At 62.5% G+C, this 16,640-nt stretch carries 10 protein-coding genes and 1 riboswitch; of the genes, 3 read left to right on the top strand and 7 right to left on the bottom strand.

Going from position 1 to position 16,640, the window contains the following annotated elements; genetic code table 11:
- Positions 1–122: 122 nt before the first annotated feature.
- Positions 123–602 carry a L,D-transpeptidase family protein gene (locus OKC40_RS01875; RefSeq protein ID WP_270793942.1) on the bottom strand — a complete coding sequence of 160 codons (480 nt, stop codon included), beginning with the start codon at positions 600–602 and terminating at the stop codon, positions 123–125.
- A gap of 279 nt (positions 603–881) precedes the next feature.
- Here OKC40_RS01875 and OKC40_RS01880 point away from each other — a divergent pair, with 279 nt between their 5' ends.
- On the top strand, positions 882–4,049 hold the full coding sequence (locus OKC40_RS01880) for a S41 family peptidase (RefSeq protein WP_270793943.1): 3,168 nt from the start codon (positions 882–884) through the stop codon (positions 4,047–4,049).
- A gap of 15 nt (positions 4,050–4,064) precedes the next feature.
- On the opposite strand, the gene OKC40_RS01885 is transcribed toward OKC40_RS01880, so the two are convergent.
- Positions 4,065–5,363, bottom strand: a complete 1,299-nt coding sequence (locus tag OKC40_RS01885) for a ferredoxin reductase family protein (protein ID WP_270793944.1) — start codon at positions 5,361–5,363, stop codon at positions 4,065–4,067.
- A 112-nt stretch (positions 5,364–5,475) separates the two neighbouring features.
- Between OKC40_RS01885 and OKC40_RS01890 the strand changes: the two genes are divergently transcribed.
- A complete protein-coding gene (locus OKC40_RS01890; protein WP_270793945.1) occupies positions 5,476–5,904 on the top strand; it encodes a hypothetical protein in 429 nt (142 codons plus the stop codon).
- 90 nt (positions 5,905–5,994) lie between these two features.
- Here the strand turns inward: OKC40_RS01890 and OKC40_RS01895 are convergent, their stop codons facing one another.
- From OKC40_RS01895 to OKC40_RS01915, 5 genes are all read right to left on the bottom strand, one after another.
- Positions 5,995–6,315, bottom strand: coding sequence for a hypothetical protein (locus OKC40_RS01895; protein ID WP_270793946.1), 321 nt, complete (start codon positions 6,313–6,315; stop codon positions 5,995–5,997).
- Complete coding sequence (gene pgaC, locus OKC40_RS01900) at positions 6,302–7,552, bottom strand: poly-beta-1,6-N-acetyl-D-glucosamine synthase (RefSeq protein ID WP_270793947.1); 1,251 nt, start codon at positions 7,550–7,552, stop codon at positions 6,302–6,304. Before pgaC ends, OKC40_RS01895 begins: the two co-directional genes overlap by 14 nt.
- Positions 7,549–9,507 (bottom strand): poly-beta-1,6-N-acetyl-D-glucosamine N-deacetylase PgaB, encoded by a 1,959-nt coding sequence (pgaB, locus tag OKC40_RS01905; RefSeq protein WP_270793948.1) that lies wholly within the window; start codon positions 9,505–9,507, stop codon positions 7,549–7,551. The genes pgaC and pgaB overlap by 4 nt, the downstream gene beginning before the upstream one ends.
- Positions 9,507–11,891 (bottom strand): poly-beta-1,6 N-acetyl-D-glucosamine export porin PgaA, encoded by a 2,385-nt coding sequence (gene pgaA, locus OKC40_RS01910; RefSeq protein ID WP_270793949.1) that lies wholly within the window; start codon positions 11,889–11,891, stop codon positions 9,507–9,509. The genes pgaB and pgaA overlap by 1 nt, the downstream gene beginning before the upstream one ends.
- Positions 11,892–12,463: 572 nt before the next feature.
- Positions 12,464–14,308 carry a M3 family metallopeptidase gene (locus tag OKC40_RS01915; protein WP_270793950.1) on the bottom strand — a complete coding sequence of 615 codons (1,845 nt, stop codon included), beginning with the start codon at positions 14,306–14,308 and terminating at the stop codon, positions 12,464–12,466.
- A gap of 273 nt (positions 14,309–14,581) precedes the next feature.
- Between OKC40_RS01915 and OKC40_RS01920 the strand changes: the two genes are divergently transcribed.
- A complete protein-coding gene (locus tag OKC40_RS01920; RefSeq protein WP_139409304.1) occupies positions 14,582–16,264 on the top strand; it encodes a methyl-accepting chemotaxis protein in 1,683 nt (560 codons plus the stop codon).
- A 264-nt stretch (positions 16,265–16,528) separates the two neighbouring features.
- Positions 16,529–16,614: riboswitch (cyclic di-GMP riboswitch) on the top strand.
- Positions 16,615–16,640 lie beyond the last annotated feature (26 nt).

The raw sequence follows: 16,640 nt of genomic DNA on the forward strand, positions 1-16,640 counted from the left end.
CAGGCTTTTTTTGAAGTGACATTCACAACAATACGAATGTCTCAAAAAGACATCCGCAAGAAACGATCACACCCCAAACAGAACGGGGGCCTTGTCTGCCGACAAGGCCCCCGTTGTGCGGATCAGGGCTCGATGATGATGGGCGTGCCCGGTTCGATGGCGCTCCACACCTCGTCCAGCTCGTGGTTGAGCATGGCGATGCAGCCATTGGTCCAGTTGGAGGGCTGAACCCTGCGGTTGCCAATGCTGTTGCGCTGGCCGTGGATCATGATCATGCCACCCGGACGAACACCCAGCTCATTGGCGCGCTTGATGTCATCCAGGTTCGGATAGTTGATATGGATGGCTTTGTAGTAGCCGGAATTGGTCTTCTTGTAGTCGAGGGTGTAGCGCCCTTCCGGCGTACGCTGATCCCCTTCCTGCTGCTTGTGCCCCTTGGGCGCCGGGCCCAGAGCAATCCAGTAGCGCTTCAGTTCCTTGCCATCCTTCATCAGGGTCAGGCTATAGGTCGACTTCTTGACCACCACCAAATCGGCTTTTTCGGTAAAGGCAAAACTCAATGCGGGCCAAAGCCCCAACAAACACAGTAATACGGCTCTCATTCCATCCCTCGACAAGCCTCTGGTGCGGGCTTTTCTTGTTACCAGATCATCTGAACGATGCCCGCCGAGCGGCGAGCGAGCGCCATGATATTGGATCGCCATCAATACTCAATATGCCCGGCAAAACATATCTTGCCGCAGTAAGGCCATCCTCCTTGAACGCCGTCATTTGGCATTGGTAATTAACAGTTAAAACAACAAGATACCAGAAATTATCGCGCTGGCACCCGGGGCAATGATCGGCGAAGATAACACTCCACTCCCCGACAGGATCATGCCATGCGCTCTTCGTGCCGCCTCGCCACCCTGCTGTTCTCGCCACTTCTGCTCTGGCTGCCTGCCAGTGTCGCCGCCGATGCACTCTGGCTGCGCGAGCCCGCCCTCTCCCCCGATGGCAAGCAGCTTGCCTTCACCTGGCAGGGGCGCATTTTTGTCGCCAGTGCCGAGGGTGGCCCCGCCACAGCGCTCACCGGCAGCGACTACCTGAGCCAGCGGCCAATCTGGTCGCCGGATGGCAAACAGCTCGCCTTTGCCGCCAATCTCTACGGCAACGAAGATGTGTTCGTGGTACCCGCCAGCGGCGGCGAGATGGTGCGCCTCACTCGCGATTCGCGCACCGATCTGCCGCAAGCCTTCAGCGCCGATGGCAAACGGCTGTTGCTGAGCAGCCAGCGCTTGGGCGCGCCCGATGCCGACCATTTTGTCGCGGAAGGCTACCAATGGGGCGAGCTCTACTGGACCCCGATCACCGGCGGCACCTTGCAGGCCGATCTGCCGCTGCCTGCGACCCTGGCTCGCCCGCACGGGGAGCGGCTCGCCTATCAGATGCCCGCGGCGGATCAACCCTTTCGCAAGCATCAGCACTCGTTTGCGGTGCCCCGTCTCTGGCTGTTTGATGGCAAGCAGCACAAGCAGCTGACCGAAGATCGGGTGGCGGCCACCGATCCGGTCTGGAGCGACAAGGGGGATACCCTCTTTTACCTGAGCGAGCGCAGCGGCGATTTCAACGTCTGGCGCCGGGATCTCGCCAGCGGCAAGGAGCAACAGCTGACCCACTATCAGGGCCATCCGGTGCGGGGGCTCAGCGCCTCTCGCAATGGTGATCTGGTCTGGTCATGGCTGGGTGAACTCTATCGCCTCGATGCCGGTAGCAGCGAGCCACGCAAGCTGTCCCTCACCCCGCAAGTGGCGAGCGCGCCGGATGAGGCGAGTGAGGCCCTGACCCTGGCAGACGAGGCGCTGGTCAGCGAAGAGGCGGACGAGCTGATCCTGGTAAGCGAGGGCAACCTGTTTGCCGTCGACCCCGAGCGGGAGCGGGTGCGCCAGCTGACCCGCGATCCGAGCGAGCAGTCCAGCCCCCTCTTCGCCGAGCAGGGCCGCGCCCTCATCTATCTGTCGGAGCAGCAGGGGCACGCCGCCCTCTATCGCCTGCGCAAGGGAGATCCGGATCTGCTGTTCAGCGATCCCGGCACTCTGACCGAGAGCCTGCTGCTGGCCATTCCCGGCAAGGGGATCAGCCGTCCGGTGCTCTCCCCCGACGGCAAGCAGCTCGCCTTCGTGGTAGATGGCCAGGCCATCCACCTGCTGGATCTGGCGAGCAACAAGCAGCGGGAGCTGGTGCCTGCCAGCTTCAACCCCTCGCGCCACGAGGTGCATCTCGCCTTTGCCCCCGACTCCCGCCATCTGGCGCTCACCTTCCGCCCCGATGCAGCAGAGCAGGAGATCGCGGTGATCGACACGGCCAATCCCAAGGCCAAACCGGTCAATGTCAGCCTCAACGGCTATCAGGATGGGCAACCGGGCTGGAGTCAGGATGGCGCCATCCTCTACTGGCAATCGACCCGGTTTGGCGCACTGGGGCCCGATGGCGAGCCCCTCGTCACCAACCTGCTCGGCATTTACAGCAGCCGCGCCGCCAGAGCCGATGCCATTGCCGAGCTGGAACCGCCGAAAGGGGGATACGGCTTTGAGAACGATCGTCTCAACCATCGCGAAGCACTGCTGCTGCAACCCACCGGCACCCTGCTCGCCAGCCGCATCATCGGCGACCAAGTGATCTATCTGGTGGAGGAGATGGGGGTCAACAGCGAGAGCGAGATCAAGGGCTACAGCCAGGATCTGCGCAAGGGCAAAACCAGCGAACTGTTTGGTGAACAGCCCGGCCCCGCGCTGGCAAGCCTCAACCAGCAGGGCACCCTGGCTACCCTGGTGCGGGAGGGAGAGATCACCCGCATCCACCTCGACTCCGGCGACGCCACCAGCGCCCCCTTCGCCTTGCAGCCCACCGGCCGCTGGCAGGAACGCATGACCGCCGCCTTCGATCAGATCGCCCGGCTCACCCGGGATGAGTTCTATCTGGACGATATGAACGGGGTGAACTGGGACAGCTATGTCGCCGCTTACCGCCGCCTGCTGCCGGGCATCGGCAACCCGCGGGACTTTGGCAACCTGCTGGCGGAGCTGGCTGGCGAGCTCAATGTCTCCCACACCTGGGGCAATGGCCCCGCCCCCTTCCCACGGATGGCGGACGAGACCGCCAGCCTCGGCGGCTACTGGCAGGATGGCGAGCAAGGGGTGATGCTCACCGCCCTGCTCTCTGGCGGCCCGCTGGATCAGGAGAGCAATATCGCCCCGGGCGCCCGCCTGCTCGCCATCAACGGCAGCCCGATTGCCAATCAGGCCGAGCTGGATCGGGCCCTCAACCATCAGGTCGGTGCCCGGCTCGCCCTCACCTTCCAGCAGGCGGGCAACAAGCAAACTGACGAGGTGGTGCTCACCGCCATCGACAAACAGCAGGAGTACCAGTTGCAACAGGCTAGCTGGATTGAGAAACGCCGGGAGCTGGTGGCCAGTCTGAGCGGAGGACGGGTCGGCTACGTCTATCTGCCGGCAATGAATAGCGAGGTCTACGATGCAGTGGTGGCGGATGCCCTCGGCAGACAGCGCAATCGCGATGCGCTTATCGTCGATGTCCGCTTCAACAGCGGCGGCTATCTCGCCAATACCCTGGTGGAGTTTTTGACCGGCAGCGGCAGCACCAAGGGGATGGCCAGCAGCTGGCCCCGTCAGGGCAAGGGTGAAACCGACGCAGCCACCCGCCAGTGGACCAAGCCTTCGGTGGTGCTGGTCAACGCCGCCAGCTACTCGGAAGGCTCCGCCTTCCCCGAGTACTACCGCGCCCTCAAGGTCGGCCCCATCGTCGGAGATCCGGTGCCCGGCACCGGCACCATGGTCTACAACCACGAATCCCGGCTGATCCCTGGGCTCGCCTACGGCATTCCGACCCTGGGGCTGCGTAAACCGGACGGCACCTTCTACGAAAATCAGGAGCTGATCCCGGACGTTCAGGTGCCGCTCACCCCCGCCGACATGGTGGCCGGGCGCGACCCGCAACTGGAGGCGGCGGTACAAGCCGCCCTCAAGCAGTTGCCAGCCAGCGCCAAATAACGGCGCCCATCGAGCTCAACGAAAGCGAAACAGCTCGCGATGCAGATGCCCGTCCGGCAACAGCCGGGTCAGGGCATCTGCCATCCCCTCCGGCCCGCAAAACCACACCTGCTCGGGCGCATCCTGCGCGATACGGGTCAGATCCAGCCGCCCGGCCCCCTTGTCCAGATGCAGCTGATAGCGCACGCCGGTGCGATGACAGAGCTCGGCCAACCGCCGGTGGTAGACGGCGCCTGCCAGATCCGGCGCACACTGGATCAGGATGATCCCCTCGCCCCGCTCCCCACGGGCAGCCAACCCCTCCAGCCAGGCCACAAACGGCGTGATGCCGATTCCGGCCCCCAGCCAGAGGGCTCGGCCTCCTCTCTGCGGCGCGACAAAGGCGCCATAGGGCCCGGTCACCACCACCCCATCCCCGGCGCGCGCCTCTGCCACCAGCTGACGGGTATGATCCCCGAGCGCCCGCACCGCGATCACCAGCTGGCGCCGATCCGCTGACACCCGCACCAGGGTAAAGGGGTGCGGCCCCTCTTTGGCGTCAAATTCGAAAAAGGCAAACTGACCCGGGCGGTAATGAGCGAGCGGCCGCTCCAGTTGCATGGTCAGCTCACAGGTGTGATCCGCCAGCGCCCGCACCGCAATGACCCGGCCCGGATGGCGATCCCGCGCCCCTACCTGCCCCAACAGGGAGTAGAGGGCGCCAATGGCACCTATCCCGCCAACCAGCCAGATTGATACCCCCACCGGGGTCATGGCCCCCACCTGAGGCAACAGGCAGAGCCCGTGACACCAGCCCGCCAGATAGATGAGCGGGGCCAACCGGTGGATCAGTCGAAAACGGCCATAACTCACCAGCGCCAGCAAACTCAGCACCACCAGCGCGATCAGCAGATAGAAACTCCATTCACCCAGGGTATTGCCAAGGGCATGGAGCGAGATGCCATTGCCTGCTCCAACCTCAACTCCGGCAGCGCTGGCCCCACGCCGCGCGGGACGACTCAGCCAGCCTGCCGAGACCGCCCACTTGGGAGCCTCCACCACCAGCCAGTGAGCGATCAGCGCCAATGCACCGCCGATGGCCATCTGACGGTGCAATCGCAACATCCGATCCAGACCGCCACACCAGAGCTCCAGCTGCGGCAGGCGCAACGCCAGCAACAGCGAAATCGCCATATAGGTCATCCCCAGCAGGCCGGTCAGCAACAACATCTCATGGCGCCAGGGCCACACCCCGTTGGCATCCCCCGCATAACCGAGCCACCAGACCCCGACCGCCAGCAGTGGCAACAGCCACCAAACCCGTTTATCAGACATAACATGCTCCCTGGTTCCATCGCTGCAGGGCCTCATCTCCCTGCTCATGGCGCCATTACACACCCGTCCGGTCACAAGACTTTGCCAGAGGGGGAAGGTTGTGTGGCAATGTGTGACAAACGGCAACAAAAGAGGGGCCGACTGGCCCCTCGTGATCTCGCTTGCAGGCTCGCCTCTTTTCATAGGGGATGGCGCACAATCCACCTCCGCTGTGATTGACGACCTGCCAGAAAAAGGAATCAAATGGGGACATTACATATCTGCGGCGGAAAACCTGCAGCCCACTCTTCCGGACAAGGAGCCCCCCTTGCTTGCATCCACCGAAAAACGCTTCTGCCCCCACTGTCAGCGCGAGACCAACCATGTCGTGGTGCTGGTCGACAAATCCTTTGGCAAACAGCCGACACCGGAGCAAAAGCGCAAAGCGTTTATCAAGGACTTCATTACCGGCTGGGCGGCAGGCCCCTTTCTGGCCAACATGGATCGCTTTGAACGCCACGCCATCTGTGAAAAATGCGGAAATAAAGTCATTGATGAATGACCAATCATGACCAAAAAAGACACGTTACCGGGTACTGTCCGCCTCGCTGTAGGTGACAGGTTATAAAACAGAAAGGGGCCAACCGGCCCCTTATGATGATGACTTGGTCGCTGTGGCTCGCTTTCGCATCAAGCGATACAGCAGCTTGTTGTATTTCGCCCAGGAGTGGATCAGCAGGAAGATGCCGAACAGCAGGGCCAGAAACAGTTGCCCCACCTCGACGGCATCCAGCGAGCCGATAAAGCTCTGATTCTCTTCCGTCTCCAGATAGTTGAGCCAGGGTTGCAGCGCCAGAAACAACCAGCCACTCCAGGTCACCAGCAGAAGCAACAGATCCCGCAGCCGGTACTTCCAACTGCGCCGGGTGCCGTTGCTGATGATCATCTCGTTCGCCAGCTTATGTTTTGTCACGGAACGATTCTCCTCGGTCAGGACTCTCCCACACGGCCAACTGGCCACGGCGACGCAGGATCGCCTTGGGCACTGCCACCACCACGGTCACCAGATTGAGCAGCCAGTAGATGAGCGGATACCAGACGCACCAGATAAAGCTGCGGGCCATGCTCTTGTCGTAGTGGTGGTCGATAAAGATGCTGACCCCGAACTGCAGCAGGCAGATGGCGGTCATCATCACCCCGGTCCACTGGAACAGGTGTCCCACCGCCAGCCCGCTCAGGTTCGGCTCCATCAGCCAGATCAGCGCCAGCAGCAACATGCTGTAGCACCAGGCCACGCTGGAGAGATACTCCAGCAGCAGCAACCAGAAGCGGCGGTTGCGCCAGCGCATCGCCTGCAACCCGTAGCGCAAAAACACCTCGGCGCCCCCCTGCGCCCAGCGCAGCCGCTGCTTGTAGAGGCCACGCACCGTCTCCGGCATCAACACCCAGCAGAGCGCCTGCGGTTGGTAGTGGATGAGCCAACCGGCCAGCTGCAACTTCCAGCTGATGTCGATGTCCTCGGTCACCATGTCATTGCTCCAGCCGCCGACAGCCTCGACCGCCTGCTTGCGAAAGGCCACCACCACCCCGGAGACGGTGAAGACGGTGCCGTAGATCCGCTGGGCCCGCTTGATGAGGCCGATGATGGAGCTGAACTCGCCAGTCTGGATCTTGCCGATGATGGTGGAACGGGTGCGCACCCGCGGATTGCCGGTGACCGCCCCGACCCTCGGGCTCTCGATGAAGTGCTTCACCATCCAGCGCACCGCGTCATAGTCCAGCACCGCATCCCCGTCGATACCGACCAGGATCTCCCCACTGGCCACGGCCAGCCCGTTGTTGAGCGCCATCGCCTTGCCCTGGTTGTGCTGATGGAGCACGGTCAGGCGCGGATCCTGCTGCGCCAGCCGATCCAGCCGCACGCCGGTGTCATCCTTGCTGCCATCGTTGATGGCCAGCACCTCGAAATCGGGATAACGCTGGCGCAGCAGGTGGCCGATGGTCTCCTCGACGTTGGCTCCCTCGTTGTAGCAGGGCACCATTAACGTCACTTTGGGGTAATAGGGGAGCTCCAGCCCCTGCTTGGCCAGCGCGATATCCCGCCGCTCCCACTGAAAGTAGTAATAGAGGCCGCCACAGACCCACACCATCGCCATCAGGCTGGGATAGGCCAGGGTAAAGATGGCGATGCCTTCGAGAAGCTCCTTCACCGTGTTGCCTCCACGCGGGTGGCCGAGGCAGCACTGGCAGCGACTGGCGGGGCTGGCAGCTGGGTCGGCTGAGGCTGGGTCTGCACCGAGAAGACCGGCTTGAGCACCGACGGATCCGGCTGATTGTTGTGAAAATCATCCGGGTAGTAACCAAAGTTGGTCACCCCCTTGCGCTGGATGATCTCCATCCAGCGCGCCAGCTCGGCATCGGGGATGGGCTGGTCGGTGCGCCAGTTGCGGCTTTGCAGCTCGAACACCAGCCGATTGGCCGGTACCTGTGCCAGTGAATCTTCCGCCAGCTTGGCCAGCCACTCATCGGGGTTTTCTGCCTGCTCCATATAGGGCATGGCCATCACGGCGGTGTAGTCATAGGCCTTGGCAAACGCCGCCATACTCTGGGCAAACCACTGCTGGGATTGCGGCTCGGTCACCAGCGCAGCATAGATGTTGCGGGCGGTCTTGAGCCCGTCGGCGCCCCCCTGCCGATAACGGGCGGCGGCATCGCGCAGCGCCATGGTGAAGTCGATCAACAGATCGGTCTTCTGCTCCCCTTGCGCCTGCAGCGCGTCAGGAGTGCGCGCCAGCGGCATCGGCCCCTCGTAGTCACTGAGGAAGGCATCGTCATGGAACAGCAGACCATCGAACTTGGTGTAGAAGCCGAGATCCTCATAGATATCCAGCAACAGCTGACGGCTGGCAGGATCCCAGGGTGAGAGGCGCAGATACTGCCCCTTGGCGGGGGTGCCGGTACGGCTGTCGGTGACATAGGCGTGGTTCGGCCCCATGTCGTAGGCCATCACCGGCATCCAGGCGAACACCTTGACCCCGGCCCGGGTCTTGAGCTGCCAGGCGACCCGATTGAAGAGATCTGCCTTGACCGGCATATGACGGTTGGGGAAATAGAGCGCCTCCGCCACCCCGTCGCCATTGTCATCGGCATAGGCCTGCAGATAGACGGTGGTGATGCCGTAACCCTTGATCCGATCCAGCAGCATGTCGATGTTCTTGTTCATCTGCAGCGGATCCTTGTCGTAGACATAGTCCAGATCCACGTGCACCAACCGCTCCACCTGCCGCTCCCAGGTATTGCCTCCCATGATCTCGTCCAGAGTTTCGAGGCTGGTGTCCTCCTCCAGCAGATAGCGGCGCACCGTGCTGCCCGAGTCACTCAGCTTGTTGAGCCCTTCGGCCAGCGTGAAGGTGTAGGGCATCCCGGCCGCACTGGCCAGCTCCAGCGCCGTCTGGTTGAAGGCGCCGTAGGGCCAGACCAGGATCCGTGGTGCCCGACCGGTCTGCTCCCTGAGCTGGCTGGCCGATGCGTCAAAGTCGGCTTTTATCCGGGCCCGGTAGGCGGCCATGCTCTCGTAGCCATGCTGGCTCCAGCCTGCGGTGGTGACCGCTGGCTGCACGTTGCCCTGCGGGTTGGCGAACAACCCGTAGTGGGAGGTGAAGGTGTGGGAAGCCAGCTCCACCAGCCCGGACTGCTGCATCTCGCGGATCTGCGGCCAGCCGACGAAGTAGCTGCGTGGCAGCTTGTCATTGCCATACGGGACCATCTTGTCATCCGCCACATCCAGCCAGCTGCCCACCAGCGCAAAGACTGCCGGGTAGTTGTAAAGCTTGAGCAGCGGATAGACCAGCCGGTAGAAGCTCTCGTAACCGTCGTCGAAGCTGAGCAGGATCGCCTTCTCCGGCAGCGGTGCCTTGCCCGCTTTGGCATCCAGGATCTGCTGGAAGCTGACCGGGTGATAGCCCTGCTGCTTGATCCAGTTGAAGTGGCGGATCAGGGTGTCGCGCCGGATGGTCTGGGGGTAGAGCTTGAGGTTGGGGGTCAATTTCAGATCGACGATATCGTGGTAGCAGAGCACCACATAGTCGTCGGGTTGCCGGGCCGCCTGCGTCAGCGAAGGCAGCAGTGCAAGCAGCACAACAAAAGGAGCAAGCCAGCGTCTCATCACATGAAACTCCATTGCAGATTGGCGAAGATGAAATTTCCGAACTCGGGATTGCCGTCATAGATGGCCTGACGGCGGCCAAGGCCATAGCCCAGACTGAGCGCGGGAGAGAGTATCCAGTCGTGGCGATAGCTGAGCTGCCACCCCTCATCGCTGCCATAGCCCTGTTGCCAGTAGTGATTGCCACTGATGATCAGGCTCTGCAGCAGGGAGCGACGCCCATCCAGCGGCAGCCGGTAGCGCCCCGCCAGCTCCAGATCCAGATTGCGATCCTGCAGGGGATTGAAGTAGTCGACCTCCACCGCCTCGTTGCGGGAGGTGGCGCCGCGCAAGGTAGTATCGAACCACCAGCGATCACGACGCCAGAGATCCTGACGCAGCCAGCCGGAGGCGGTCAGCCGTCGGTTGCCATCGCTGATATCCATCCGATCCAGCCGCAGCGCCCCCTCGCGGGTCTCATCCTGACGCCAGCCCAGATCGAGTTGGTATTGATCGGCGTAGTTGCCGCGCGCCAGTGCCCGCAGCGGGGTGTCGGCACTGTTGAGGTTGATGGCAGTGCCCAGCGTCCAGCGATCGTCCAGCCGCCAGTCGAGGCGACTCCACAGATAGCCTTTGTGGTTGAGCTCGCTACCCGTGCCCCCCTCCAGCGTCAGTTGCAGCGGGTAGAAGGCGATCTCGGCCCCCAGCCCGGTATAGGCGGCGCGCTCGGGCTGCTGGTCGAACTCGCCAAAGCTGCCCTGACGGCGGACAAACAGTCGATCGCCGCCATCAGTGCGAGCGCTGTAGAGGCGGCTGTCGTAGCTCCAGTCACGACTGGCCTGCACCGAGCCCCCTTCGTTGCGGCCGTGGGTAACCTCGGTGACAAATTGCGGGGCCTGCTCCAGGGTCAGCCGCTGCTGCAGCTCCTGACGATCCCGGGTCAGGTTGCCCAGGGTGCGCACGGCCTGCGGCGTGCCCTGCCAGTCGCCCTTGTCGAGCCGGGCATTGAGGCGACCGGGCTCGGCCAGCACGGTGCGGCCGGCTGGTAGCCAGCGCACTGCCTGCTGATAAGCCTGCTCGGCCCCGTCGGGATGACCACGCCAGCGGCGGATATCCCCCAGTTGCAGCCAGAGCCAGGGGTTGGCTGGGGCGGTTTGCAGCCACCCTTCCAACTGCGCCTCTGCGGCACCTGCCTCACCACGCCAGGCCTGCAGCAGGGTTTTCAGCTGCAACACCTTCTCGTAGTCATCGTTGGCCATCCGCATATTGCCGGTGAAATCCCAGCGCGTCGGCGGCTCCTGCCAACCGGCCAGCAGCCCCTGCGCCGCGCCATAGCGTTCGCCATCGCTATAGGCGTAGAAGCGCTTCTCCAGCAGCCGCTTGTCTTTGGCGCGGGCCGGCGTCGCCAGTTGCTGGTAAATCACGGAGGCCTCATCCACCCGTCCCAGTCCGGCCAGCGCATCGGCGCGCGCCTCCAGCACATAGTCGGGTAGCGGCCCCTCGGCCTGCAGCGCGGCGGACTCCTGCTCGGCCCGGACAAAATCACCGAGGGCCACCAGGGTCACCACTACATCGCGACGGGCACTGATGTAGAGCACATGATCGTGAGGCGCGCGGGCCAGGATCCTGTCTTGCAGCGCCAACGTGCGAGTCAGGGAGCGACGGGCCAGCACCGGATCCTCGGTCTGGGCCGATATCCGCAACAAATTGACCGCCTGGTAGTAGTCGAGCCAGAGCCGGTCGACCGGTTTGAACAGCTTGGGGTAACGGCCCATCAGCTCCGCCGCAGCAGGCCCCGCCCCCAGGCTCACCGCTACCCGATAGAGCGCCAGCACCTGCTCGGGGTTGTCCGGCTCCAACTCCAGCCACTGCTGGCGGGCCAGCAGCTCACCCATAGGATCTTCACCCTGACGGGCGGCATAGATGCGGGCTTCGAGGATCGCCTGATCACGGCCGAAACGGGCTTCATAATCAGCCGCTGCGCTGCGGGCCAGCTCGCGGTTGCCCTGATCGCTGGCGGTGAGAAACAGCCCGAGCCAGCCATTGCGGTTGGCGGGATCACGCCCCTGCAGGATGCGGTAATAGCTGATTGCCTCGGAGTAGCGCTTCTCGTCGCGGGCGGCGCGAGCCACCCCTTCCAGCGTACTGTTGCTGATGGGGCTGAACTCGCACGGCTCACAGGCGGCCAGTGCCCCCTTGCGATCACCCCGCCACAACTGCACGGCAATCAGGTCATCGAGCACCTTGCCGTCAGCACTCTGGCGATAGAGGCCGCTCAGCCCGTGCGCCGCCGCATCCAGCTCTCCCGCCCGGGCCTTGATCACCCAAGCTTCGCGCGCCCTGTCCACCTCACTGGCACACACCAGCAGGGGCAACAGCGCCAACATCAAAAAGATGCGATTCATTCGCAACATACCACCCATAACAAACGCTGGTCGTATCGTCCCTGCACGGCCATACGGATATACACACCCGTCCGCTCCTGCCTGATGAGCAAGAGGGCTTCCTGACTTGTGTGCTGATTTCGAGGGTGAAAGGCGGGCAGTGGGCCAGCACCTTTCCTATGTGCGGCCCAGCCATCTCCGGGCGGAGATCTGAGGCTTTCCGAACCCGATTCACATCGGGAGTGGCAAGACGGGCGATTCTGCCGTTGTGGACAATTTAGTCAATCCGGCAAAATAGGAATGGTTATCAAATGGATTGGTCTGCTTGATATTTATGCACAAAGATAGCGACAAAAAACACTATTGATAAATTAGGCAAAACCGTGTGGATTGCGGGCTCCATGACAGTGCCACCCACTATTCGTAGTCATGTTCATACGAATACATATCTGATGAAAAGATTGCGGGCCCAATCTACAAAGCGACAGGGCACGTCGCAACCTACCCGCAAAATGGCAACACCAGACGCTGTTGCGACAACAAATAGCCACGATAAACAGTGCTCCCGGCCTGATCGCCGGGAGCACCGTGAATTACGCAGCTGACGCTCGTCGGTAATGGTTAACGATCCACGCTTCGAAATCGGCCAGCATGCGGGTTTCCGACTCGCGGTTGTCGGCGATAAGCTCGGCGCCGTGTACCACCCGGATATGGGCGTCGAGCGGGGTTCCCTCACCAGCCGCAGGGCGCTGCTGCGCGGCGGCCATGCAGGCTTGTGCCAGCTGCCATGCGTCGGCGGCGCTCAGGTTGCATGCCTCGGCCAGCGGCACCGCGCTGAATCCCTCACCAGTCAGGCTGCGCAGGGTCGCATCGTGGCTCATGCCATTGCCCGGCCCCCAGTAGTGGGCGGCCAGATCCGGCCCGATGCGCGGGTTGTCGGTGAGGTAGCCATCACGCTTGAGGAAGTAAGCGCGAGTCTGCTCTACCGCCATCAGCGCCAGCAGGTAGCCGTGATAGGCGCAGGCAGACTCCTGATTAAGAAGGTGCGGGATGGCCAGCAACGGGCGCGGGCTCTCTACCCCGACGATCTGGCGCTCCCACTGGCGGGCCAGCGCCAGCACTGCCTCGGGAGTGCGCTCGGCCTCATCCATGGCGTAGAGATCCCGCTCGAAGTAGGCCACCAGTGCAATCTGGCGCTCGTTGAAGGCACGAAACGGCTGGCGCGCGGCGATCATCTCCTTGATGAGGGCATCGGGGACTGCCTCTCCCGCCGCATTTCTGGCGTAGCGTTTGAGCCAGTCGGCATCGTCCAGCAGGCTGTCGCAGAACATCGACTGGGTCTCGGCATAGGCCATGGAGGTGGGCGGAAACTCCTGTGAGAAGCAGGGGGCGTTGCCGGTGACATTGGCAAAATGCGCGGCATGGCCTCCCTCGTGGAACAGGGTGTTGAGGCCGTTCCAGCCGCTGCCCACCTGCGCCGGGTCGGCCAGGCTGGTGAAGTTGACCACCGCCGGCACCCACTCCCCCTGCTGGAAGAAGCTCGGCACCGGGCCGTGGCAGAAGCCGTTCTCGTATTTCCCCTCCCGGGTCAGCAAGTCCAGCGTCAGGGTCGCCCCGCGATACTGGATGCCGAGACGGCGGAAGCTCTCGACCCAATCCTGCAGCGCCCGCGAGAAGGGCACATAAGGATCGAGCTGGCGAGTCACGTCGCCGCTCACGCTGTAACGCAGGTTGTGGGGCAGCAGGGCCGCCTCCCCCTTGGCTGCTTTCAGCTCGGCGAGGCTCTGTTGCAGCCGGACGTCGGTGCGGGCGATGAAGTCGTCGAGGATGGCGAACAGCTGCTCCGGGCTCATCTGCTCGTTCTTGCGCACCTTGTAGTCGAAGTAGTCGCGATAGCCCATGGCGCGGGCAAAGCGGTTGCGGATTGCCACCACCTCGAGAAAACCGTTGCCGACCACCCACTGCTCCAGGGTGTGGAACATGGCGAGCGCGCTCTGGCGCACCGCCTCGTTCGGGCTGGCGGCAAGGGCGGTGCTGGCGGCGGGCAGGCTACCGGCCACCTGCTGGCCCTGCTCATCCAACAGGGTCAGTTTCAGCCCCTTGCGGCGGGCGAACAGCTCCGCCTCGGCGGCCACCAGCTCGTCCATCAGGGCAGCGGCGGCCGGATCCTCGATGACATTGCATTCGAAGAAGGCGATCCAGCCTTGCAGACCGCGCTTGAGATCATCCTCATCGGCCTGCGCCAGCATCTCCCGCAACGCGGGCAGACGGGCCGGATTGGCACAGAACGCCTTGTAGGCCTGCTCAGCCGCAGTGAAACCGGCCTGATCATCGCTGGTGCCCATATAGGTGGACCAGAACAGATCCTCCTTGCGCCTGTGTACCTGCAGGTAGTCGGCGTTGAGCTGGTTGAAGTAATTCCTGGCAATGGAACTCATAAATTCCCTCTTGTTATGGGTTCACCCGCAGCGGGCCCCACTCCTTTTTTTGATGAAATGCCAAATCATTCACACTCTTCGGCAAAAATTGCGCAGGGATGCGCATGAACACGCTACCAAAAAGTGGGGCGCTCTGTCTGCTGGCTATACTGTTGTTCAAACACTCATTTAAGAAAGGTCAGCAAACGGCTGAAAGTAAATGAGTTGTTAACTTTGACAACCTGGCTGCAGCGGTACAGAGCCACCATAAAACGGGATAACGAGGGTTTAATCATGTTCAAGCTCGGTGATATCACCGTGAGCCGCAAATTGATCTTGCTGCTCACGTTGGCGTTTGTCGGTTTTGTCTCGCTGCTGTTCATCTCGGCCAACGCGCTCAAACTCAATCTGATGAGTGAGCGGGAGGCGCGGCTCAATGCGGTGCTGGGCCAGGCCATGAGCCAGATCCAGTTTCTGGCCAGCACCTTGCCAGCGGAGCAGGCCCAGCAGGAGGCGCGCAAGCTGCTGACCCACATGCGCTTTGATGGCAACAACTACCTGTTTGTCATCGACGAGAACCGCAAGATGCTGGTGCATCCTATCCGCCCGGAACTGGTCGGCCAGAAAATGGGAGAAGGTGGCGCGGCCACCGCTGGGCAGTTCTGGTTCCAGATGGTGGATATCGCCAAGGGGGGCAAACAGGGCACCCTGCAATATGTCTGGACCGGCCCGTCGGGCGAAACCGCTGACAAGCTCTCCATGGTCTCCGGTTATCAGCCCTGGGGCTGGATCCTCGGCTCCGGCATGTTGCTGCAAGATATTCAGCAGACCATCTGGGCTCAATACATGAAGATGGGCACCGCCACCGCCATCGCCATCCTGCTGATGGGGCTGCTGGGCTGGCGCATCACCCACTCTATCGTCGCCCCTCTCGGCCAGATCAACGACGCCATGCAGCGGGTCGCCAAAGGCGACCTGATGGTGAGCATTCCGGTACAGGGCAAGGATGAGCTGGGGGTGGTCGCCCGCTGCACCAACCAGAGTCTCGATGCCATCCGCCATGCCCTGCTGGAAGCCAGTCTGGGGGCCCGCAACGTTGCTGATGCAGCCCTGCGCATCGCCGCCTCTGCCGAGCAGACCAATCAGGCGGTCACCAGCCAGCGGGATCAGCTGGCCCAGCTCGCCACCGCCATGAACGAGATGAGCGCTACCATCTCCGATGTGGCCGGTCACGCCGAAAATACTGCGCGGGATACTCAAGAGGCCACCGGTGAAGCCGGGCTCGGTAACCGTGACGTGCACGCCAGCGTGCACGGCATCAAGGCGCTGGCCACCGAGGTGGAACAGGCCACCGTGCAGGTCAATCAGCTCAAGGAGGGGGTGATGCAGATCAGCGAGGTCACCGCCGTCATCAGCGCCATCTCCGAGCAGACCAACCTGCTGGCCCTCAACGCCGCCATCGAGGCAGCCCGGGCCGGTGAGCAGGGCCGCGGTTTTGCCGTGGTGGCCGACGAGGTGCGCCAGCTGGCCAGCCGCACTCGCCAGTCTACCGAAGAGATCCAGAGCACCATCGCCCAACTGCAGCAACGGGCCGTCACCGCTGCCAACGCCATGGATACCAGCCGCAAACTGGCGGAGAGCAGCGTCAACCAGTCGCAGCAGGCGGGGCAGGATCTCACCCTGATCGTCAACCGCATCCAGCATGTGAGCGACATGGCAACCCAGATCGCCACCGCTGCCGAACAGCAGAGCATGGTCGCCGAGGATATGAACCGCAACGTCAGCGGCATCAACGACTCGGCGCTGGAGATGTCACAATCCGCCTCGCAACTGGCGCAGGAGAGCGAGCTGCTGGCCGGTCTCTCCCGCAGCCTGGATGAGCGGCTTGCGGTATTCAAACTGGGCAAGGCGTCAACCGCAGCCCCGATGATGGCTCCCGTACCTCACGCCTCCGGCGAGCAGCGCGCACGTCACTGACGGCGTCAACCCGTGTCGCTTTGTCACCCGACCTGCCAGCCCGACTGGCAGGTTTTTTTTCGCCCGCAACACGCAATCAGCATGCATCTTATCGCCATATTCAACGGGGTTCGGCACAGTTCACCAACAAGAGAACGATTTAAAAACAACCGGTTAGGATTGGCAGCACTCCGTTTGATGGCGTATTTAAACATTTAACTTCAAATAATTAATCAATGAGGTGCACAATGCTGATGGCCGAACATGTGGCCCATCAATACCCATCCAGTCATTTGGCAAACTGACCGAAAGGTCGGGACGCAAAGCCTCCGGTCTACAGACGTGTTGTCCAGGATAGCGGGGTTGCCACACACCAGTGTGCATCGGGGAACTCCCC

The organism is Aeromonas sp. QDB11, from assembly GCF_027705265.1.
Lineage (GTDB): Bacteria > Pseudomonadota > Gammaproteobacteria > Enterobacterales > Aeromonadaceae > Aeromonas > Aeromonas allosaccharophila.